Here is a 19,836-nt window from a genome sequence, read left to right on the forward strand (position 1 = left end):
CCTCCTGCCGAGCCGCCTCAAAGGAGGCGAGCGCCCCCTTGGGGGGCAGCGAATGAAAATGAGCGTGAGGGCACATCAAGCAGCACCTCCGATGATGGAGCCGATGCGGATGGTGTGGGTTTCAGGAATCTCGCTATGGCCAAGCACCTTGAGCCGGGGGGCGGCGCGCTTGAGCAGACGCGCCATGGGTGCACGGATCAGGTCGGGCACCAGCAGCGCGGCGGGCACGCCACGATCTTCCTGCTTCTGCGCGGTGTCGGCGGCGCTCTTGGCCAGCGTGTCCGCCACGCCAGGGTCCAGCGCGGCACCGTGAGGCGAGTTCAGCGCCTGCGTGACGAGGCGCTCGAGCTCAGGCTCCAGCGCGATGACGTCCAGCTCCTTCACGCTGCCGTAGATCTGCTGCACGATGGCCGGCGCCAGATGCACGCGGATACGGCGGGCGAGTTCCTGCGGGTCGGTCACGGTGGCGGCGTTCTCGGCCAGGCATTCGACGATGGAGCGCATGTCGCGCACGTGCACGCCCTCTTCCAGCAGCAGCTGGAGGACACGTTGCAGGGTGGCGATGCTGACCATCTTGGGAATCACGTCTTCGATCAATTGGGGCGCCTGCTTGGTGAGGTGTTCCACCAGGGCCTGCGTCTCCACGCGACCCAGCAGACGGGCCGCGTGCACTTGCATCAAGTGTGAAAGGTGGGTGGCCACGACGGTCGAGCAATCAACGACCGTAAACCCACTCATTTGGGCCATCTCCTTTTGGCGCTCCTCGATCCACACGGCTGGCAGGCCGAAGGCCGGGTCGGTGGTGGGCGTGCCGATGAGCTTCTGCGTCGCATGGCCCGGGTTGATGGCCAGCCACATGCCCGGATAGGCCTCGGCCTCGCCAACGACCGCGCCGCGCAGCGAGATGCGGTACTGGCTGGGGCGCAACTCCAGGTTGTCTCGGATGTGCACGGGCGGCGGCAGGAAGCCCACCTCCTGCGCGAACTTGCGGCGCACGCCCTTGATGCGGCTCAGCAGGTCGCCTTCCCTGTTCTTGTCGACCAGCGTGATGAGCCGGTAGCCCACCTCCAGGCCCAGCGTATCCACAGGCACGAGGTCTTCCCAACTCGCCTCACCCGCGCCTTCACTGGGCGGCATGATGGGCTTGACGGCCTTGGCTGCCTCTGCCGCCTGCTCCTTGCTCCGCAACCACCAGGCGAGATAGCCAAGGCCGCCGGCGATCAGCAGGAAGACGATGTGAGGCATGCCCGGGATGAGGCCCAGCGCGCCGATGACGGCCGCCGTGATGGCGATGCTCTTGGCCGAGCCGAAGACCTGGCGACCGATCTGGCTGCCGATGTCCTTGTCGGTGCCGACGCGGGACACGACCATGGCCGCGGCCACCGAGATCAGCAGCGCCGGCACTTGGGCGACGAGTGCATCGCCGACGGCCAGCAGGATGTAGCTGTCCGCTGCCTGGCCGGCCGACAGGCCGTGCTGCGCGACGCCGATGATGAAGCCCCCGACGATGTTGATCGCCAGAATCAGCATGCCGGCCACCGCATCGCCGCGGACGAACTTGCTGGCACCGTCCATGGAACCGAAGAAGTCTGCTTCGTCGCCCAGTTCAGCGCGGCGGCGTTTGGCCTCAGCCTCGTTGATGAGGCCGGCATTCAGGTCGGCGTCCACCGCCATCTGCTTGCCAGGCATCGCATCCAGCGTGAAGCGCGCGCCGACCTCGGCAATGCGCTCCGCGCCCTTGGTCACCACGATGAAGTTGATGACGACGAGGATGGCGAAGACGATCAGACCGACCGCGAAATTCCCGCCGATCAGGAAGTGGCCGAAGCTCTCGATGACCTTGCCGGCCGCGCCCGTGCCGGTGTGGCCCTGCAGCAGCACGACGCGAGTGGACGCCACGTTCAGCGACAGGCGCATCAGCGTCGTCAGCAGCAGCACGGTCGGGAAGGCCGCGAAGTCCAGTGGCTTGACCATGTGGGCCGCCACCATCATCACCATCACCGCCATCGCGATGTTGAAGGTGAACAGCAGGTCCAGCACGAAAGGCGGCAGCGGCAGCACCATCATCGACAGCACCAGCAGCACGGCGATCGGCGCGCCGAGGGCGGCAATGATGCCGGCACGCGGGCCGAGCAGGGCTTGCAGTTTGCTGGTGAGGGCGTTCATGCGCGAAGGGAACGGGGCAACGGACCTGTATGGGCCTCATTCTTCGCCGCAGCACGCAAAACTTGAGGCAGAGAAGCGCCGGGAAAGCCGGCCTGTTCAGTGCTCGCCCGGCGTGCGCTATTCCGCGAAGTCCTCGTCCGGCTCCGGCCGCCAGCCGGGCTTGTTGTGCGGGTCGAGTTCCGGCGGCACATGCGGCTTGGGCGTCTCGGGGTGCGGCACATGGCGCGAGGACATCGCCGCGCGCAGTTGGTAGACATAGGCCAGCACCTGGGCTACGGCACCGAACAGCGCGGCGGGGATCTCGTGGTCCAGCTTGGCGTGGGCATAGAGCGCGCGGGCCAGCACCGGCTGCTGCAGCACCGGCACTTTGCTCTCCCTGGCCAGATCGCGGATCTTCATGGCCAGCAGGTCGGCGCCTTTGGCGACGACCTTGGGCGCGGCCATCTTGCCTTCCTCGTACTTCAGCGCGACGGCGTAGTGGGTCGGGTTCATGACCACCAGGTCGGCCTGCGGCACCGCAGCCAGCATGCGGCGCTTGGCCATCTCGCGCATGCGCGCCCGAATCTTGGCCTTGACCTCCAGGTTGCCCTCGACCTCCTTCAGCTCCTGTTTGGCCTCCTCGCGGCTCATCCTCAGCCGGCGCATCCACAGCTGGCGCTGCAGCGGCACGTCGATGGCGGCAAACACCGCCAGCGCGACGGCCAGCAAGGCCAGCCCGCCCATCAGCTGCTGGCCGGCATAAGCCAGCGCCGAAGGCAGCGGCACGGACATGATGCTGACGTAGGCCGCCAGGCGGTCCTTCAGCACCATCGCGCCGACGGCGCCCAGTACCAATGCCAGCAGCACAGCCTTCAACGCGGCGCCGAAGCCCTGGCCGGTGAACAGCCGGCCCAGCCCCTCGATGGGATTGAGGTGCGTGAACTTGGGCGCCAGCGGCTTCATCGTCCAGTTCCAGCCGCCGCTGGCGAGATGGCTGGCAATGCCCACGGCCATCAACAGCGCGGTGACGGGACCGGCGACCGCCGCGAAGGCCAGCGTCATCTCGACGAGGCGTTCGCCCATGAAGCCCGGCCGGGCCAGCAACTGCGCATCGAAGTGCAGGCCAGAGACCAGCATCTGTCGCAGCTTCTCGATGATCTGGGGGCCTGCCGCCGCCAGCACGGCGCCGCCCGCCACCATGATGGCGAAGTGCGGCAGGTCGCGCGAACGCGGCAGTTGGCCTTCGGCCCTAGATCGCTGGATCTTCTTGGGCGAGGCGGGTAGGTTGCGGTCCTGTGCGTCGTGGTCGGCCATGGGATGGACGCGCCTTGGAGGCGCTGGCCGAATTGTTCGAGGCGCCCGTGCAGGCTTGAGCCGGAAAAGCGGGGCGCTTGCCCGGCATATCCAGGCCATCGGCCAAAGCCGCCTCCCTGCGTGACGGATTACCGCGCAGCACGGGTCAAGGCGACATGGAGCACCGCTCTAATCCTTCCATGCCGCGTCATCTGCTCACCTCGATACTTCTGCTCTGCGCTGGCGCGGCCCTCGCCCAGGGGCCGCTGACGATCGAGTACCGCGACAAGCCGCCTTACAGTTACACGGAGGCGGGCAAGCCCGCCGGCTTCCTGATGGAACGTACGGCGCGTGTGCTCACGCGTGCCGGCCTCGACGTCCGCTATGCCGAGGTGCCTGTGCGTCGTACGCTGCAGAACCTGCAGGCCGACAGGGAGCCACTGTGTTCGCCGGGTTTCTACAAGAATGCCGAGCGCCAGGCCTTCGCCCGTTTTTCACTGCCCATCCATCGCGACCGCCCTCAGGTGGTACTGGCCCATCGCAGCGTGGCGCCACAGATCCGTCGCCTGCGTCGGCTCGCCCAGCTGTTTGCCGACGCATCGCTGCAACCCGGCGTGCTGGAAGGCGTCTCCTACGGCGTGCAGCTCGACCAGTACCTGGCCGCCGCGGCCCGCCCTCCCCTGCGCGCGCAGCACACACCGTTGCAGCTGGCGCGCATGGTCGCCATGCGCCGCGCCGATTACATGTTCATCGACGAGGAAGACTACGGCTGGCTGCGCAAGGAGCAGGATTTTGCGGAGCTGCCGGTCGTGCGCATCGAATTCACCGACATGCCACGCGGCGAACTTCGCTATCTGGTGTGCTCGCGACAGGTCCTGCCGCAAACGATGGAGCGGATCAACCAGGCCATCCGGGCGATGCAACCTGAAACGCCGACGGAATAGCCTGACTACGCTGCTCCAAGCGATTTCAGGCAATTCCGGACACTGCGATGCCGATTGCTTTTGAAAGCGTCGATTCAGGACCGCTAGTCATGAGGAAGGCCGGCGCAGCTGCGTTAAACGCCGCCATGGCTCCAACGAGGGCCTGCGCCTGCAGGTCCGTTAGCACCGTCCCGTCCTTGAATCGGAACTCCTCTCGCGCAGGAAGGACATGAACTCCTGGTGCCGGTGACGCGGCTTGCAGGCGGCCAGCACGGCGCCATTGAGCGCGTTCAGCGCTGCGAATAGCGTGGTCGTGCCGTGACGCTTGTAGTCGTGCGTGACGCCCTCGACGTAGCCGAAGCCCAGAGGCAGCATCGGCTGCCTGCGCTCAAGTTTTGGTCGGCTGCCAGGCTCATCGCCGGCATCGAGACCGTGCACATGATCAAGGCGCGGCAGCTGGGCTGCCATCAAGGTCGGGTCTTGTTCGACGCCGACCGGTTCTACAGCCTGGCCACCCGCTGACCGCGCGCCACCGCGCTGCACTTCCACCGGATTCCGCTAACGCGACAGCGCCAACGCCAATGCGTCGTTCATGGACGACAGAACCCCAAGATTTTTCGAATAACACCGGATAATGTCGTCTATGAAAGACGGCTTTACCCTTCCTACGGATCTCGGAGCCGCGCTGCAGCGCGCTCGCACTGAGGCCGGCCTCAGCGTCACAGACGTGGCCAAGCGAGCTGGCCGGGTGCGCGACGTGGTCTACCGCTTGGAGAAGGGCGAAGAGGTGTCCCTGTCCTCGCTCTTCGCGGTGCTCTCGGTGCTCGGTCTGCGCCTTTCCTTGAACCACGCGCGCATGCCCACGCTCGACGAAGTCCGGGCCCGCTTCAGTCTCGATAGCGACGAGGACAACTGATGGCGCTGCCCGACAAGATCCCGGCTCTGGATGTCTCGATCAACGGGCAGCCTGGCGGCCAGCTCCTGCGGACATCGAATTACGAGTTTCGGTACCCGACCCCGGACCCCGAGCAACCGAGCGTGGGCATCCTGATGCCGGCCCACGCCCGGCCGACTTGGCAGGACGGTGACCTGTTCCCCGTCATGGACCAGAACCTCCCGGAAGGCGACCTGCTGCTGCGACTGAGCTTGATGTTCCCGAAGCAGCAACTGCGGCCCATGCATCTGCTGGCAATGATGGGCCAGAACGGCATCGGGCGGCTGGGCTACAGCTTGCCTGGCGACACCACAGCACGGGCGCAGGTTCGCATCGACAGAGAAGCGCTTTTGGCCACACCGTTCTCGCAGGCGTTTTTCGACGAGCTGGTGTCCGCCTACCTCAGCTCTGGCGCGGGCATTGCCGGTGTTCAGCCCAAGCTCATGCTTGCCGACCGCGCGACCCTTCCGATCCCCTCGGTCATCGTGAAGGTGGCCAGCGCGGCCTACGCGGGGCTGGCGGCCAACGAGTTCCTCTGCCTGTCGGCCGCCCGACGTGCCGGGATCCTGACGCCGGAGTTCGATCTCTCCCACGACGGACAGATGCTCGTGATTGACCGCTTCGATTTGGAGCCCGCCGCGAATGATCAGGTCACGCGCCTGGGCTTCGAGGACATCGCATCGCTGATGGGCCTTCGTGTGCGTGATGCGCTGTCGGAGCGCAAGTACGTGGGAAGCTATGAGCGTATCGCCGAACTACTGAAGTTCCTTCAACTGCCGGCGGAGAACCTGCACCGCTTCTTCGAGCAAGTGGCTTTGAGCGTCATGGTTCGCAACGGAGACGCGCACCTGAAGAACTTCGGCGTGCTGGTGCCAGAGGTCGGCTATCCGCGGTTGTCGCCCTTGTTCGATGTCGTGACCACCGCGGTCTACACCTATACGCGCTACGTCGGCGACGACGAGCACACGGACCGAACGATGGCCCTCAAGATGTTCGCGGGCCGCCACCAGACGAAGGCCTACCCGATCACGGAAGAGCTGATTCGATTCGGTACCGATGTCTGCGGCGTGGTGCGGCCGCGGCCGGTGCTGGAGCGCATCGCCCAGGCCATGCGTGAAACGCTTCGGGACGCTCGGGCGGACGAGCGCATCCCCCGCACGTTGCTGGACCTCATGGCGTCCGTGTGGGAAGCCGGCATGGAGTACGCCAGAGCCTGAAGCGGTTCGAACTGCGCGGGCGGCATGGTGCCGCGGTGCTACCCATCAGCATCACACCGTCAACCAACGTCACAACGGCGTTTCCTACGGCCCTCAACTGGACCATCACCTCGCCACCGCCGCCCGCGCACCGCTGCGTGCCCAACTGACGCCGCAGCATCTGGCGCGCATGGAGGCGCTGCGGCGGGTCACCTCGAACCAAAGATGAGCGATCGCGCCCGTGCGATCGGGTCCATGGGGAGCGAGCCAGCTAGCGGCGCAGTGGCAGCGAACCATTCCAAGAAGCGCTACATCTCGGAGTGCGCCGTGCTGGAAGAAAGGCCGGCGCTGCCGCCGGCCTAATGCTCACTGCCCGAGGGGAATCGGGCAGTTCAGGTGGGTCAGAAACCCAGGCTCGCCAGCAGGTCGTCGACCTCGCTCTGGTCGGCCACGACATCGGTGCGGCCTTCCGGATTGACGACGGGGCCCTGCAGGATGTTGGGGTCCACCTTCTCTCGCTGCTCGGGCGGCACGACCTGCACCAGCAGCTTGACCAGGCTGTCCTCGAGGTCGTTGGCGAGCGTGACGACCTTGGCCACCACCTGGCCGGTGAGGTCATGGAAGTCCTGGGCCAGCATGATGTCGGTCAAGTGGCTGTCGATGCTCTGAGTGCGGGCCTCGACGTCCTTGACGAAATTCATCACCGCGCCGCTGGACACCGCACGAACCGGGTCGGAGACCAGGGCCGCCGCCAGATCGCGCGTCGCGGCGCTGATCCCGGCATGCTCGGCCTTGGCCTGATCGACGGAGTTCAGCACCTTCTCGGCTGCCGCGGCCGTCTTGGTGGCGATGTAGTTGAGGCGGCTGCGCGCATCGGGCAGGCCGTCGGTCGCCACCTGCAGCTTGGGCATCACGCCCAGACGCTGCATCGTGTCGTGCAACGTGCGCGTGATCGTGCCGAGCTGCTGAAAGACTTCCGGGGAGACCAGCAGCGGCTCCGAAGCTTTGGCCAACTGGTCCAGCTGTTCCATCGACATGGCAGTCCCCCTGTTAGGCCGCCGCGGCCAGCTTCTGCATGATCTTCAGGACCTTCTCCTCGAGCGTCGCTTTCGTGAACGGCTTGACGATGTAGCCCGCAGCGCCGGACTGCGCCGCCAGCACGATGTCCTCCTTGCGCGCCTCGGCCGTGACCATCAGCACCGGCAGGTGCTTGAGGTTGGGGTCTTCCTTGATGGCCTTCAGCAGCTCGAAGCCCGTCATGTTGGGCATGTTGATGTCGCTGACGACGAAGTCGAACTTGGCACCCTTGAGCATGCTCAGCGCCTCGACGCCGTCTTCGGCCTCTTCGCAGTTGTTGTAGCCGATCTCCTTCAGCAGGCCGCGGACGATGCGGCGCATGGTGGAGAAGTCGTCAACGACCAGGAATTTCATGTCAGCGCTCATGGCGATCCTCTCTCTGGGGGCAGGCGGGGCTCAATCAACCTGCAGTCTAGTTTCTAGCGGGCTGGGGCCGACGTTTCAGTTTGCGGCATTTTTCCGGTCCGGGCCGGTTGTGTGGCTCCGCCATCAGCAGATGCGGCATCGGACTCGGTGTCGTCGGGCACGTTCTTCAGCACCGCGTCCTCGGCATCGCGGTTCATGACGATGATGCTGATGCGCCGGTTCAGCGGGCTGTTGGGGTCTTTCGCGTCCAGCAGCTTGCTGGCGGCCAGGCCCTGCACGCGCAGCATGCGCGCCTCCGACAGCCCGCCGGACACCAGTTCGCGGCGCGACGCATTGGCGCGGTCGGCCGACAGCTCCCAGTTGCTGTAGCCTTTGTCGCCGCCCGGGAAGGGCTGGGCATCCGTGTGTCCCTCCACCGTCAGCCGGTTGGGCACCTCGGTCAGCACGCTGCCCAGCTCGCGCAGCAGATCGCGCATATAAGGTTTCACGACAGCACTGCCGCTGTCGAACATCGGGCGGTTGCCCTCGTCGACGATCTGGATGCGCAGGCCTTCCTTCGTCATGTCCAGGCGGATCTGGCCGCCCAGCGCGGCGAGCTTGGGGTTCTCAGCCAGCACTTCCTCGACCTTGGTCTTGAGCTGCTCCAGCCGCGACTTCTCGGCCTTGCGCTGTTCTTCCTTCAGCGCGCGCAGCGTGTAGCTGGCTTTCTTGGCGTTGCTGTCGCCTTCCTTGACCTGACCGGTCTCGCGCGTGAGGTCCTTGCCGCCGCCGCGCACGACGCTGGAGGAGTCGCCCGAGCCCGAGCCGCCGAGCATGGCCACGCGTAGCGGCGACTGGAAGAACTCGGCGATCCCCTTCTTGTCGCCCTCGGTCGTGGAGCCCAGCAGCCACATCAGCAGGAAGAAGGCCATCATGGCCGTGACGAAGTCGGCGTAGGCGATCTTCCACGCGCCGCCGTGCGCCGCGTGGCCGCCCTTCTTCACCTTCTTGATGATGATGGGCTGTAGCTTCTTGGCGTCTCCGGCCATGTCAGTGCACCACCGTCACTTCTTCTTGACGTGACTCTCAAGCTCCGTGAACGACGGGCGGTCACCGGAGAAGAGGACCTTGCGGCCGAACTCGATCGCGACCTGCGGCGCATAGCCCTGCATCGACGCCAGCAGCGTCGTCTTGATGCACTGGAATTCCTTGCCTCCGTCCTCGACCTTCTGCTCCAGCAGCCCGGCCAACGGCTCGGCGAAGCCGTAGGCAAGCAGGATCCCGAGGAACGTGCCGACCAGCGCCGAGCCGATCATGCCGCCCAGCACGGCCGGTGGCTGGCCGACCGAGCCCATCGTGTTCACGACGCCCAGCACGGCGGCCACGATGCCGAAGGCCGGCAGACCGCCGGCCAGGCGCTGCAGCGCCGCGACGGCGGCATGCTCTTCCTGGTGGTGGGTCTCGATCTCGCTGTCCATCAGCGACTCGATCTCGTGGGCGTTCAGGTTGCCCGACACCATCATGCGCAGGTAGTCGGTGATGAACTCGGTGACGTGGTGGTCGGTGCCGACGTTCGGGTACTTCTGGAACAGCGGGCTGGAGTGCGGGTCCTCGACGTCCTTTTCGATGGACATCAGGCCCTCTTTGCGGGCCTTCTGCAGGATGTCGTACATCAGCGCCAGCAACTCCATGTAGCGCGCCTTGCTGTACTTGCTGCCCTTGAAGCACCGCCCCAGGCCGGCGGCCGTGGCCTTGACGACCTTCATCTGGTTGTTGGCCAGGAAGGCGCCGATGGCCGCGCCGAAGATGGTGATCATCTCGAACGGCAGCGCGTGAAGGATCACGCCGATGTTCCCGCCGTGGGCGATGAACACGCCGAAGATGCAGGCCATGGAAACGGCCCAGCCGATGAGGACGAACATGCGTTGAAGGGTTGGAGTTCTTCAGACCTTATCGGCCCGATGCCGGGGGGCTTGAGAAAGTATGCCGTCCGTGTCTGGCGCCGAACACATCAATTGGCCGGGTTTGGCGCAGCTTTCCGCGCAGGCCGGTAAAGCCACACGAACTGGCCGTTGCCAAGTTGCCAACGGGCTGCGGGCACGACGTCAGGCACCTGGAAATCCAGGCTCGCCAGCCATGCGTCGGCTGCCAGCTCTGCACAGGCCTTGGCCCAGATCCGGGGCATGGACTCCGGCCGCTGGAAGACGTAGACCAGCGCGAACGGCGCCCAGTCGTCCGCCCACAGATCACCCCGGCGGACCACCGCGCCCCGCGCCCGCCAGCGCGCCAGCAGCGCCAGCGGCCGGCTCCACTCCACCCCTTCCACGCGGGCCTGCGGATAGGCGTGCAGCAGTTCACGCAGGCCGTCGCCCACGCCGCAACCGGCATCCAGCACACGGGCATCGGGGCACAGCGGGGCCTCGGCGGGCAGCCGGGCCAGCGCGCCGCGCGGCGTCGGGAACAGCGGCGCCTCGCTCCAGCTACGTCGTGGATACAGCCACCACAGCAGCGCCACCGGCACCAGCCATAGCCACGCCGCGAGGTCGCCCTGCCAGCCCAGCAGCAACGTGGACACCGGAAACCCGAGTGCGGCAATCAACCGCCGCCAGCGGCGCTGGAACAACAGCGCCAGCATCGCGCCCAGCAGCGCGCCGCCGACGAAAGCCACCTCGCGCCCCCAGGGCGACAGCACCGCATGGCCCGCCCAGGCGACGACCCAGACCTCCAGCGCCGACAGTGGCCAGGCCGTGACGAGCCGCTTCAGCACGGCCGCGGATGAGCGGCACGCAGCGCGGAGGCCTCGGCACTGCGGCCGGTGCCCTCCAGCACGACGGCCAAGTTGTGCGCCGCCAGGTAGCTGCCGCGCCCGACGACCGCACCGACCTGCTCGGGGCGCTCACCCAGGACCAGACAGCGCTGCCAGGCAGCTTCGATCATCGGCAGCAGTTCACCGGCCTGCTCGGGCTGGCTGGCGGCCAGGTCCAGCAGCAGGTCGCCGATGGCGAAGAAGAAGTCGGGCGATTCGTCGCCAGCCGCCATCTGCGACTGCGCGAAGTCCATGGCGTCCGCGTGGCGCCCCAGGCATTTCAGCTCGAACAGCCGGCGCACAACGAGGTCCATCCACCATGGCGCCGCCGCCACGCCGGGCAGCGCGCAGGCCTGGGCAAAGGCGGCTTCCGCCGCTTCGTGTTCGTCGTAGACAGCGCAATCCTTGCCCAACTGGTAGTGCAGGTAGGCGTCGCCCGGCGCCTCGGCCAGCGCCTTGTGCAGCAGCCGGCGGTTGCGGCCGCGCTTGTCGGCCAGGCGCTCGCTGACATAGCCGTCGTGGCCCACCACCAGCGGCAGACGCCGCACGGGCAAAGTGTGGACGGGCTGTTCGTGCACCCGGCCGGCGTAGCGCAGCGGGCCGGGCAACACGCGGCTGAGCCAGTCTACGGCCTCGCCCTGCTGGCCGGCCCCACCGTCGAACCGGTCGCGCAGCTGCAGTGCGCCGACGAAGCCTGGCGGCGTCTCGCGCAGCGCCTGCAAGGCCTCGCCGCCGCCGATGAGCCATTCATCGGCGTCCAACACCAGGTGCCAGTCGGCCCCCGCCAGCGCCAGCGCCTGGTTGCGGGCCACGGAGAAGTCGTCGCACCAGGTGAAGGCCGAGACCCGTGCGCCATGGGCACGGGCGACTGCCGGCGTGCCGTCGATGGAGCCTGTGTCCAGCACCAGCATCTCGTCGACCCACGGCCGCACGCTGTCCAGCAGCCGGGCGATGCGGCTCGCCTCGTCGCGCGCGATCACGACGAGGGCCAGGCGGCGCAGGGCGGCAGCTGTCATGCCGGCATTGTGGTCAGGCGCCAGCCCGGCCCGGCGGCGAGTCAGACCCGGATTTCCCCCGCTTCACGACGCTTCGAAAACGCATGCAATGCCTAGAGTGTCAGCCTTCAGCATTCCCGGGAGGCTCTCCCATGATCCCCCGCACCCTGCATGTGATCTGGGTCGGCGACGAATCCAAGCGCCCCGACAACTGCATCACCACCTGGCGCCAGCACAACCCCGACTGGACCGTCCGCGTCTGGGGCAATGACGACCTGGCCAGCTACGGCTGGGTCAACGCCGCGCACATGCGCGAGATGGCCAAGCGTGAACTCAACGGCGTGGCTGACCTGATGCGCTGGGAGATCCTGTATCACGAAGGCGGTTTCGTCGTGGACGCCGACAGCATCTGCAAGCGCCCGCTGGCGCCCTGGCTGTTCGAGGGCGAGGCCTGTGCGAGCTGGGAGAACGAGCTGATCCGCCCCGGGCTGATCGCTGCCGGCTACGTGGCCTCCATTCCCGAGAACCCGTTCTTCGGCCAGATGATCCTGGACCTGCAGAAGGAACCGACCGTTGTCGACCGCATGGCCTGGCAGAGCGTCGGCCCGCTGTACCTGACCGAGCAGGTGCGCATGCAACGCTACACGGGCCTAACGATCTGGCCGAGCCATTTCTTCATCCCGCGCCACTTCACCGGCCTGGAATACACCGGCGGCGGCCCCGTCTTCGCCGGCCAGGAATGGGGCAGCACGCTGGGCAAGTACGACGAGCTTCACAAAAGGAAAGTGGCATGAGCGCTGCACTTGCAACGGAACGCCCCGTGGCCGACCTGCCCGTCTCCCCGCTGGAATACGCCCACCAGAAGTACTTCGTGCAGAAGGTAAGGGTCGGCGAAGACTTCGTCGGCCTGCCGCGGCTGGACGTGTTCGCCGCGCTGTGCGCTGAGAAGCGCGTGCTGCATGTCGGCTGCGTGGACTGGCCCATCACCGACCTGCAGCGATCCCTGCACCTGCAGCTCGACGCCCACTGCCAGCTCGACGGCTTCGACATCCACGGCGAGGCCTTCGCGCTGATGCAGCCGCACGTCAACGGCCGGCTCTACAGCGACTGGGCCGATGTGACCGGCCCCTACGACACAGTACTGTGCCCCGAGGTGCTGGAGCATGTACCGGACGTGCAGGGCTTCCTGAAGCAGCTCGATGCCGTCGGCGCACAGCAATACATCATCACGGTACCCGACGCCTATTCGTGCTTCCGCCGGCACTTCGACTACAACAGCGGCGCACAGACCTTCGTCGAGGTCGTCCACCCCGACCACAACTGCTGGTACACGCCGTACACGCTGACCAACGTGATCAAGAAGTACACCGACTGGCAGATCGACGGCATGTTCTTCTTCAACGGCATGTCGCTGCTGGTCGTCGCCAGCAGGAAGACGCCTGACACGACCGACGCGTGACACCTGCCACCTTACGCAGCCAGGCCGAACAGCTGCGCCACGCCGGCCGCGCGGCCGAGGCGGTGGACCTGCTGCTGCAGGCCCTGGCGCTGGCGCCCACCGACACGGCCACCTATCTGCAGCTGGGCTTCGCGCTGCAGGCGCTCGGCCTGCACAGCCAGGCGGCCGAGGCGCTGCGCACACCGGCGCTGCTGGAACCGGCCAGCGTGATGGCTCAGGGCTATCTGATCCATGCAACGCAGAAGGCCGCCGACTGGACGCAATTCGACACCGACCTGGCCGCACTGCGCGCCGCGCTCGCCGCCAAGCCCGACGGCGCCGACGATGAATTCGGCATGCCGTTCGCCCTCGTCGGCTTGCCGCACACGCCGGCGGAGCTGAAGAAGGCCGCCGCGCTGGCGAGCCGCCACCTCGCGCGCGGCCTGCGGACGCTGCCAACACGCCGGCCGGTGGCACGCGAGCGGCTGCGCATCGGCTATCTGTCGGCCGACTTCCATGCCCATGCCACGGCGGCGCTGATCGTCGACCTGCTGGAATGTCACGACCGCAGCCGCTTCGATATCCATCTGTATTCGCATGGCCCGGATGACGGCTCGGCGCTCCAGAAGCGCGTGCGCGCCGCGGCCGGGCATGTCGTCGACGTGCGCGCGCTGGATCTGGCCGCGACCGCCGGGCGCATCCGCGCTGACGGCATCGACGTGCTGGTCGACCTGAAGGGCCACACCGCGGGCAGCCGCATGGCGGCCCTGGCCTGCCGGCCGGCGCCGGTGCAGGCGACGTGGCTGGGCTTCCCGGGCACCAGCGGCGCCGACTTCATCGACTACGTCATCGGCGACCCCATCGTCACACCGCTGGCCGATGCGGCCCATTACAGCGAATGCATCGCGCAACTGCCGGCCTGCTACCAGCCGCAGGACCGTCACCGCACCGCGGGCGCCACGCCATCGCGCGCAGTGCTGGGTTTGCGCGACGACGCGCTGGTGCTCGCCAGTGCCAACGCCGTCTACAAGATCACACCCGACCTGTGGGCCGCCTGGATGACCCTGCTGCACCGGCTGCCGCAGGCCCAGCTCTGGCAACTCAGCGGCGGTGAACAGGCGGATGCGCGGCTGCTGGCGGCTGCCGCCCAGGCCGGCGTGGCGGCGGAGCGCATCGTCTTCGCACCGCCGGTCGGCATGGACGAGCACCTGGACCGGCTGGCGGTGGCCGACCTGGCGCTGGACAGCTGGCCCTGCAACGGCCACACGACGACCAGCGACCTGCTGGCCGCCGGTGTTCCGGTCGTGACGCTGGTCGGCGATGGCTTCCCCGGCCGCGTGGCCGCCAGCATCCTGTCGGCAGCGGGGCTGGCGGATTGCGTGACGGCCGACGCCGGCCGCTACATCGACCGCATCTGCCAGCTGGCGGTTGACGCATCGGCCCGCCAGACGCTGCGTGACCGCATCGCGACGCGACCTGCCGCCCTCTACGACACGCCCCGCCTGGCGCGTGAGCTCGAAGCGCTGTACGAGCGCATGTGGGCCCGCGCGCTGGCCGGCCAGGCGCCCGCCGCCCTGCCCGCCCTACCCCCCTAACCCGCCGAAACGGCGAAGTCCTGCGGCGCCTGCCCGGCGACACGCCGGCGGTGCGCCTCGCGAAAGGCGGCTTCGAGATGGCGGGTGAAGCCTGGCGTGTCGAACAGCGCCGAGGCCTCGCGCGCCGCCAGCTGGCCCCGAATGGCCTGCAGCGCGCCCGGCTGCGCGCCCAGCCGGACCGCGGCGGCGACATAGTCCGCCGTCGTCGTGGTGACCAGCTCCGGCAGGCCAACGGCCCGCAGCAGGCTGGCCGCCACGCGCGCCGGGAAGGACCGACCCGCCTGCGTCAACACCGGCAATCCCATCCACAGGGCGTCGCTGGCCGTGGTGCCGGCGTTGTAGGGCAGCGTGTCGAGAAAGAGATCGGCCGCGGCGAGCTGGGCCAGGTAGGCCTCGCGGCCGGTACGCCGCGCAAATGCAATGCGGGCTGGATCCAGCCCGGCCGCCACCGCGTGCGCGCGCAGGTTCAGGCGGGCTTCGTCGTCTTCATCCAGCACCCACAGCAGGCTGCCCGGCACGGCATGCAGGATGTCGGCCCAGGTCGCGAATATGGACGGATTGAGCTTGCAAGGGTTGTTGAAGCAGGCGTAGACGACCGCCTCTTCCGGCAACCCCAGCGTCGCCCGGTCCGCGCGCGCCGGGCGAGGACGCCGCCGGTCGTTGGGCTGATAACTGGGCAGCGTGATGATCCGCTCGTCATAGGCGGTGCGGGTGTCGGCGGTCACCAGTGTCGCGTCGGCAAGCAGGTAATCGACGAGCGGCGAGCCCGCCGTGCCCAGCGTGCCGAGGTATTGCATCTGCACCGGCGCCGCGCGCGCAGCCAGGATGCCGCCGCGAGCGCCGTCGGTCAGGCCGGTCAGGTCCACGACGATGTCGGCGTCGAGGCTGCGCGCCTGCGCCGCCACCTCGGCGTCGGACAAGGCCTCCACGTCAAGGAAGCGGTCGAACGCTGCGCGCAGTCGTTGCTGCATCGGATCGTCGGGCAGCGCCGGGCCGTAGTTCAGCGCGATGACCTCGAACTGCGCGCGGTCGTGCAGCTCGAACACCTCCGCCATCAGGTAGGCCACCGGATGGGACTTGAAGTCCCGCGACAGGTAGGCCAGCCGGATGCGAGCACCGCGCGCCGGGGACGGCACCGCGTCGGCGCGTGGCGGGAAGCTGTGCCGCGCCCACACGCGCGCGGCCTGCTGATGGGCGAACGGGTCATCCAGCAGGCACTGGAGCGCCAGCGGCTGGACGGCGCGGCGGCCCTCGGCGACGGCCTGCCTCAGCGCGGCCAGCTTCGCGTCGAAGCCGTCCCAGCGGTACAGATGCATTGCGGCGTACAGCCGCAGACCGGCCAGCCAGTCGGCATCGGGTTGCAGCGCATGGGCGCGGTTCAGGTCATCGGCGGCCCCACCCAGCCGGCGCACCAGCAGGCGCAGGTTGCCGCGGTTGCCGAGCGCCTCGGCATGGTCGGGCTGCAGGGCCAGCGCCTGGTCGTAGGCGTCCAGCGCGGCATCGAGCCGGTGCAGGTGCTTGAGGGCGATGCCACGGAGGTTCAACGCCTCGGCTGTCCCGGGCACGGCGTCCAGGTCGGTCAGTGCCTCGGCCCAGCGGCCGCGCCTGATCTGCACGCGCGCACGCTCAATGCGGTAGGCGGGATGCGCGGGCGCCAGCGTCACGGCGCGGTCGAGCGACGTGAGCGCGGCGTCGAACGCCTGCTGCTGCTGGCGCACCAGCGCCAGCGCGTGATGGGCGGCGGCGTAGTCGGGTTTGAGCGCGATGGCGCGCTCGTAGGCGGTGGCGGCTTCGGGCAGGCGACCGAGTTCCACCAGCACAACGCCCCAGTTGTAGAACGGCTGCGCGGCGGGCGGCTTCAGCCGGCAGCGGGCGGCGTAGCAGCGTTCGGCGGTGGCCCACTGGCCTGCACCGGCCAGCAGGTTGCCCAGCGTGAGCCAGGGCTCGGGCTCGGCGGGAAACTGGTTGACGAGCTGGCTCAGCAGTTGCGCCGCCTCGTTGCCCTGGCCGGCGGCGAGCAGGGCCTGGGCACGCTGCAGCTGCGGGGCGGCGCCCAGCTTGGCACGTGCGGATCTGGCGGACACGACCGGACCGGCCTGCCGGCTCAATGCATCTGGATGGAACCCTGAGCGCGGCCCTTGCCGGCGCGGGCGGGCGGGTTGCACAGGCCACAGACAAAGTGGCGGGCGATTTCGTGTGGGTGCGTCACGAACTGGCCGTTGCACTTGGAGCACTTCGTCAGCGTCAGCATGCCGTTGTCGACGAACTTCACGAGGCGCCAGGCGCGCGTGACGGACAGCATGGCTTCCAGACCCTGTGCCTGGGTCTGCTCCTGGTAGAGCTGGTAAGCCTTGATGACGGTGTCGATCTCGTCCATCTCGGCAGCCTTGTTCAGGTACTCGTGGATGTTCAGGAACAGGCTGGCGTGGATGTTGGGCTGCCAGGTCATGAACCAGTCCGTCGAGAACGGCAGCTGGCCCTTGGACGGCGACTTGCCGCTGACTTCCTTGTACAGGCGCAGCAGGCGCTCGTAGGACAGGTCGGTCTCGGACTCCAGCACCTGCAGGCGGGCACCGAGGTGGATCAGCTGAACGGCACGTTCGATCTGCTTGGCTTCGGTGAGGATGCTCTTGACGCGCATGGTGGGCTCCGGAATCTGTGACTGAGTGGGCAGTGAAGTGCGGGTGGGGTCAGGCGTGCTCGTGGCGGCCGGCCATGAGGATCGACGCATGCAGACGCGACACCGACTCGTTCGCACCCGGCTTGGTGTGGTTGGTCAGCAGGCCCCACACCAGGTCGTCGCTCATGCGGAAGGCGCACAGCAGCGTGTTGCCGGAAGCGATCTTCATGATCTGGGCCGGGCTCAGAGTGCCGATCAGCGTCGCCGTCTCCTCACTAATGCCCAGGCGGTACAGCGCCTGTTCACGGTCCGCACGGATGAGGCTCTGAGCCAGCATCAGGTAGGACAGGTTGGCTTCACGGATCTCGGCGAGCATTTGATCGGTGTTCATGGCGGCGTTCCGTTTCGGAGAGTTGAAGGGGTGTTGCGGATCAGTGAAACGGATTGTGTTGACCGCCCTTCTCCAGCGATATCAGGCTCTGTCGGTGCGCGGCGTCCCCTTCGCAGGAAGGCCGTGTCAGGCAAATTCCTACAGCGGCGTCAGGGACCCAAAGCAAAGGCCCCGGCAGCTTGCGCTGGCGGGGCCTTTGTGAGGCAAGGGATACGGGAGCGTCAGTCGCGGGCGCGCTTCAGGCGCTCCAGTTCGATCATGGCCACCGGCACCAGCTCAGGCGCCTCGGCCTGCAGACTGTCGCGGCCGACACCACTTTGCAGTTCGGTCAGCACGCCGATGGCACGGTCCGTCTGTCCCAGGCCCGACAGCGCGAAAGCCAGCGTGTAGAGGCTCGGGCCATGCTTGACGCGAGCCTGCAACGCGCGGTCTGCATAGCCGGCGGCATGCTCCAGCTTGCCGGCGGCCAGCAGCAGCGCGGCCATGTCGGACAGCAGCTCGTGGCTCATCGGTTCGTCCTGCAGCGCGTCATACAGCACACCCAGGCCGCCGCCAAAGTTGCCCTTGGCCGCTTCGGCATACGCGGCGTTGCGGGCCCGGGCCAGCAGCATGGCGGGGTCGTTGGCCGGGACCGCGACGGGGCGGTGGCCGTTGCGTGGGGTGGTGCGTTGTGCGGTCGGTTGGGCGCGCATGGCGGGGGCTCCAGTCCGGCACAGGGGTTCGGCCGGGATGGGTCGCACTTTAGGAATGGGGCCAGCTGCCGATCCCTTGAAAAGCCGCGCTTTCCCGGGCCGCTTCCCGCGCCGGCGGCCGATCCGATGAACAGGCACCTGCATCGCCTTTTATTCAAAAGATCACGGCCTTGACAAATCGGCCTAAAGAAACTTGTCCCGCACTCCGATAGCCATTCCAACGCACCCCGAAACGGGTTCGTGGTCCGGCTGGAAGGCCGAGGTGGTGTGACGACGCTCACGGGTGGCGTCACGGGCTTCAACGGTTGACTGGCGTCGGGCGTCGCTCCCGAAGGCGTGCCTCACGGCAGGCTTGAGGGAGCAGCACGGGTGCCTCACCCGGGCACTCGGGTCTTCGTCCGGCGCCTTGCCGGGTATATCAAGCTGAAAGGAAGCGCATCATGGCCTCTGTCATCAACACCAATTTGCTGTCGCTGAATGCGCAGCGCAACACCTCTGCGTCGCAGAGCTCGCTGGCCACCTCGCTGCAGCGCCTGTCCTCGGGTCTGCGGGTCAATTCCGCCAAGGACGACGCCGCCGGCCTCGCGATCTCCGAGCGTCTGAACGCCCAGGTCCGCGGCTCCAACGTCGCCATCCGCAACGCCAACGACGGCATTTCGCTGTCGCAGACGGCGGAAGGCGCGCTGGCCAAGGTCAACGACTCGCTGCAGCGCATGCGTGAACTGGCGGTCCAGGCCCGCAACGCGACGAACACCAGCGCCGACAAGGACTCGCTGGACAAGGAATTCGGCGAGCTGTCCAAGGAAATCCAGCGCGTGCTGGGCGGCACGACCTTCAACGGCCGCGCCATCCTGGCAACCGACTCGGGCACCCAGACCTTCCAGGTCGGCGCCAACGTGACGAGCAACGACCGCATCGACGTCTCCACGTCCAACATGACGACCGCGACGGAAATCACGACCGTGGCCGGCTCGGACAACACCGGCACGGGCCGCGCCGTCATCGACAACACCGCCGACGGCACCGCCATCGATGGCGTCATCTCGAACATCGACACTGCGATCAACAAGGTCAGCTCCGAGCGCGCGACCCTCGGCGCCGCCCAAAACCGCATGGACCAGGTCATCTCCAACCTGCAGATCTCGGTGGAGAACCAGAGCGCCGCGAAGAGCCGCATCACCGATGCCGACTTTGCGCAGGAAACCGCCAACCTCTCCCGAGCGAACATCCTCCAGCAGGCAGGCAACGCGATGATCGCCCAGGCGAACCAGATCCCGTCGCAAGTCCTGTCATTGCTTCGATGACGCCGGGCCAGCACCGCTGGCCCTGAGTGAAGCGTCCACTCCGAAGACGCAAAACCTCACGCCTCCAGCACAAGCACCTTGA

At 67.5% G+C, this 19,836-nt stretch carries 19 protein-coding genes and 2 pseudogenes; 8 read left to right on the forward strand and 13 right to left on the reverse strand.

Annotation, left to right across the window (positions count from 1 at the left end; translation table 11 throughout):
* Window positions 1–75 precede the first annotated feature (75 nt).
* Window positions 76–2,166: a flagellar biosynthesis protein FlhA gene (gene flhA / locus LXT13_RS10345; RefSeq protein WP_233371838.1), complete on the reverse strand. Its 2,091-nt coding sequence runs from the start codon at window positions 2,164–2,166 to the stop codon at window positions 76–78.
* A gap of 117 nt (window positions 2,167–2,283) precedes the next feature.
* The gene (gene flhB / locus LXT13_RS10350) at window positions 2,284–3,459 is read right to left on the reverse strand and encodes a flagellar biosynthesis protein FlhB (RefSeq protein WP_233371839.1); all 1,176 of its coding nucleotides are present in this window, start codon (window positions 3,457–3,459) and stop codon (window positions 2,284–2,286) included.
* 179 nt (window positions 3,460–3,638) lie between these two features.
* On the opposite strand from flhB, the gene LXT13_RS10355 reads away from it, so the two are divergent.
* Complete coding sequence (locus LXT13_RS10355) at window positions 3,639–4,382, forward strand: substrate-binding periplasmic protein (RefSeq protein ID WP_233371840.1); 744 nt, start codon at window positions 3,639–3,641, stop codon at window positions 4,380–4,382.
* 195 nt (window positions 4,383–4,577) lie between these two features.
* Here the strand turns inward: LXT13_RS10355 and LXT13_RS10360 are convergent.
* Window positions 4,578–4,757, reverse strand: a pseudogene (locus LXT13_RS10360) (IS630 family transposase); the annotation flags it as partial.
* Between LXT13_RS10360 and LXT13_RS10365 the strand changes: the two are divergent.
* The 3 genes and pseudogenes from LXT13_RS10365 to LXT13_RS10375 form a co-directional block, all read left to right on the forward strand.
* A pseudogene (locus tag LXT13_RS10365) lies at window positions 4,755–4,883 on the forward strand (IS6 family transposase); the annotation flags it as partial. The pseudogenes LXT13_RS10360 and LXT13_RS10365 sit on opposite strands and share 3 nt — an antisense overlap.
* Window positions 4,884–5,004: 121 nt before the next feature.
* Window positions 5,005–5,277: a helix-turn-helix domain-containing protein gene (locus LXT13_RS10370; protein WP_233371841.1), complete on the forward strand. Its 273-nt coding sequence runs from the start codon at window positions 5,005–5,007 to the stop codon at window positions 5,275–5,277.
* The gene (locus LXT13_RS10375; RefSeq protein WP_233371842.1) at window positions 5,277–6,512 is read left to right on the forward strand and encodes a type II toxin-antitoxin system HipA family toxin; all 1,236 of its coding nucleotides are present in this window, start codon (window positions 5,277–5,279) and stop codon (window positions 6,510–6,512) included. Before LXT13_RS10370 ends, LXT13_RS10375 begins: the two co-directional genes overlap by 1 nt.
* A 380-nt stretch (window positions 6,513–6,892) precedes the next feature.
* On the opposite strand, the gene LXT13_RS10380 is transcribed toward LXT13_RS10375, so the two are convergent.
* From LXT13_RS10380 to LXT13_RS10405, 6 genes are all read right to left on the reverse strand, one after another.
* Window positions 6,893–7,528: a protein phosphatase CheZ gene (locus tag LXT13_RS10380; protein ID WP_419964661.1), complete on the reverse strand. Its 636-nt coding sequence runs from the start codon at window positions 7,526–7,528 to the stop codon at window positions 6,893–6,895.
* Between the two features lie 13 nt (window positions 7,529–7,541).
* Window positions 7,542–7,934 (reverse strand): chemotaxis response regulator CheY, encoded by a 393-nt coding sequence (gene cheY, locus LXT13_RS10385; protein ID WP_233371843.1) that lies wholly within the window; start codon window positions 7,932–7,934, stop codon window positions 7,542–7,544.
* A 53-nt stretch (window positions 7,935–7,987) separates the two neighbouring features.
* On the reverse strand, window positions 7,988–8,962 hold the full coding sequence (gene motB, locus LXT13_RS10390; RefSeq protein WP_233371844.1) for a flagellar motor protein MotB: 975 nt from the start codon (window positions 8,960–8,962) through the stop codon (window positions 7,988–7,990).
* A gap of 15 nt (window positions 8,963–8,977) precedes the next feature.
* A complete protein-coding gene (gene motA / locus LXT13_RS10395; RefSeq protein ID WP_233371845.1) occupies window positions 8,978–9,835 on the reverse strand; it encodes a flagellar motor stator protein MotA in 858 nt (285 codons plus the stop codon).
* An 89-nt stretch (window positions 9,836–9,924) separates the two neighbouring features.
* Complete coding sequence (locus tag LXT13_RS10400; protein ID WP_233371846.1) at window positions 9,925–10,680, reverse strand: class I SAM-dependent methyltransferase; 756 nt, start codon at window positions 10,678–10,680, stop codon at window positions 9,925–9,927.
* Window positions 10,674–11,735, reverse strand: a complete 1,062-nt coding sequence (locus LXT13_RS10405) for a glycosyltransferase family 2 protein (protein WP_233371847.1) — start codon at window positions 11,733–11,735, stop codon at window positions 10,674–10,676. The genes LXT13_RS10400 and LXT13_RS10405 overlap by 7 nt, the downstream gene beginning before the upstream one ends.
* A gap of 131 nt (window positions 11,736–11,866) precedes the next feature.
* Here LXT13_RS10405 and LXT13_RS10410 point away from each other — a divergent pair, with 131 nt between their 5' ends.
* Genes LXT13_RS10410 through LXT13_RS10420 form a run of 3 tightly spaced genes read left to right on the forward strand, consistent with a single transcriptional unit; the run spans window position 11,867 to window position 14,747 of the window.
* On the forward strand, window positions 11,867–12,508 hold the full coding sequence (locus tag LXT13_RS10410) for a glycosyltransferase family 32 protein (protein WP_233371848.1): 642 nt from the start codon (window positions 11,867–11,869) through the stop codon (window positions 12,506–12,508).
* A complete protein-coding gene (locus LXT13_RS10415) occupies window positions 12,505–13,173 on the forward strand; it encodes a class I SAM-dependent methyltransferase (RefSeq protein ID WP_233371849.1) in 669 nt (222 codons plus the stop codon). Before LXT13_RS10410 ends, LXT13_RS10415 begins: the two co-directional genes overlap by 4 nt.
* Window positions 13,170–14,747: an O-linked N-acetylglucosamine transferase, SPINDLY family protein gene (locus tag LXT13_RS10420; RefSeq protein ID WP_233371850.1), complete on the forward strand. Its 1,578-nt coding sequence runs from the start codon at window positions 13,170–13,172 to the stop codon at window positions 14,745–14,747. Before LXT13_RS10415 ends, LXT13_RS10420 begins: the two co-directional genes overlap by 4 nt.
* Here LXT13_RS10420 and LXT13_RS10425 read toward each other — a convergent pair.
* From LXT13_RS10425 to LXT13_RS10440, 4 genes are all read right to left on the reverse strand, one after another.
* The gene (locus tag LXT13_RS10425; RefSeq protein WP_233371851.1) at window positions 14,744–16,831 is read right to left on the reverse strand and encodes an O-linked N-acetylglucosamine transferase, SPINDLY family protein; all 2,088 of its coding nucleotides are present in this window, start codon (window positions 16,829–16,831) and stop codon (window positions 14,744–14,746) included. The genes LXT13_RS10420 and LXT13_RS10425 overlap by 4 nt on opposite strands.
* Window positions 16,832–16,851: 20 nt before the next feature.
* On the reverse strand, window positions 16,852–17,388 hold the full coding sequence (flhC, locus tag LXT13_RS10430; protein ID WP_233371852.1) for a flagellar transcriptional regulator FlhC: 537 nt from the start codon (window positions 17,386–17,388) through the stop codon (window positions 16,852–16,854).
* A gap of 49 nt (window positions 17,389–17,437) precedes the next feature.
* Window positions 17,438–17,758 (reverse strand): flagellar transcriptional regulator FlhD, encoded by a 321-nt coding sequence (gene flhD / locus LXT13_RS10435; RefSeq protein WP_233371853.1) that lies wholly within the window; start codon window positions 17,756–17,758, stop codon window positions 17,438–17,440.
* Between the two features lie 221 nt (window positions 17,759–17,979).
* Window positions 17,980–18,450 carry a hypothetical protein gene (locus LXT13_RS10440; RefSeq protein WP_233371854.1) on the reverse strand — a complete coding sequence of 157 codons (471 nt, stop codon included), beginning with the start codon at window positions 18,448–18,450 and terminating at the stop codon, window positions 17,980–17,982.
* Between the two features lie 440 nt (window positions 18,451–18,890).
* Between LXT13_RS10440 and LXT13_RS10445 the strand changes: the two genes are divergently transcribed.
* A complete protein-coding gene (locus tag LXT13_RS10445; protein WP_233371855.1) occupies window positions 18,891–19,754 on the forward strand; it encodes a flagellin N-terminal helical domain-containing protein in 864 nt (287 codons plus the stop codon).
* Window positions 19,755–19,836: the final 82 nt, after the last annotated feature.

It is taken from the genome of Pelomonas cellulosilytica (assembly GCF_021353265.1).
Lineage (GTDB): Bacteria > Pseudomonadota > Gammaproteobacteria > Burkholderiales > Burkholderiaceae_C > Pelomonas > Pelomonas cellulosilytica.

What these genes read in the sequence shown, in the direction of transcription:
- flhA (WP_233371838.1), bottom strand. Translation starts at nt 2,166, where the DNA reads ATGAACGCCCTCACCAGCAAACTGCAAGCCCTGCTCGGCCCGCGTGCC.
- flhB (WP_233371839.1), bottom strand. Translation starts at nt 3,459, where the DNA reads ATGGCCGACCACGACGCACAGGACCGCAACCTACCCGCCTCGCCCAAG.
- LXT13_RS10355 (WP_233371840.1), top strand. Translation starts at nt 3,639, where the DNA reads ATGCCGCGTCATCTGCTCACCTCGATACTTCTGCTCTGCGCTGGCGCG.
- LXT13_RS10370 (WP_233371841.1), top strand. Translation starts at nt 5,005, where the DNA reads ATGAAAGACGGCTTTACCCTTCCTACGGATCTCGGAGCCGCGCTGCAG.
- LXT13_RS10375 (WP_233371842.1), top strand. Translation starts at nt 5,277, where the DNA reads ATGGCGCTGCCCGACAAGATCCCGGCTCTGGATGTCTCGATCAACGGG.
- LXT13_RS10380 (WP_419964661.1), bottom strand. Translation starts at nt 7,528, where the DNA reads ATGTCGATGGAACAGCTGGACCAGTTGGCCAAAGCTTCGGAGCCGCTG.
- cheY (WP_233371843.1), bottom strand. Translation starts at nt 7,934, where the DNA reads ATGAGCGCTGACATGAAATTCCTGGTCGTTGACGACTTCTCCACCATG.
- motB (WP_233371844.1), bottom strand. Translation starts at nt 8,962, where the DNA reads ATGGCCGGAGACGCCAAGAAGCTACAGCCCATCATCATCAAGAAGGTG.
- motA (WP_233371845.1), bottom strand. Translation starts at nt 9,835, where the DNA reads ATGTTCGTCCTCATCGGCTGGGCCGTTTCCATGGCCTGCATCTTCGGC.
- LXT13_RS10405 (WP_233371847.1), bottom strand. Translation starts at nt 11,735, where the DNA reads ATGACAGCTGCCGCCCTGCGCCGCCTGGCCCTCGTCGTGATCGCGCGC.
- LXT13_RS10410 (WP_233371848.1), top strand. Translation starts at nt 11,867, where the DNA reads ATGATCCCCCGCACCCTGCATGTGATCTGGGTCGGCGACGAATCCAAG.
- LXT13_RS10415 (WP_233371849.1), top strand. Translation starts at nt 12,505, where the DNA reads ATGAGCGCTGCACTTGCAACGGAACGCCCCGTGGCCGACCTGCCCGTC.
- flhC (WP_233371852.1), bottom strand. Translation starts at nt 17,388, where the DNA reads ATGCGCGTCAAGAGCATCCTCACCGAAGCCAAGCAGATCGAACGTGCC.
- flhD (WP_233371853.1), bottom strand. Translation starts at nt 17,758, where the DNA reads ATGAACACCGATCAAATGCTCGCCGAGATCCGTGAAGCCAACCTGTCC.
- LXT13_RS10440 (WP_233371854.1), bottom strand. Translation starts at nt 18,450, where the DNA reads ATGCGCGCCCAACCGACCGCACAACGCACCACCCCACGCAACGGCCAC.
- LXT13_RS10445 (WP_233371855.1), top strand. Translation starts at nt 18,891, where the DNA reads ATGGCCTCTGTCATCAACACCAATTTGCTGTCGCTGAATGCGCAGCGC.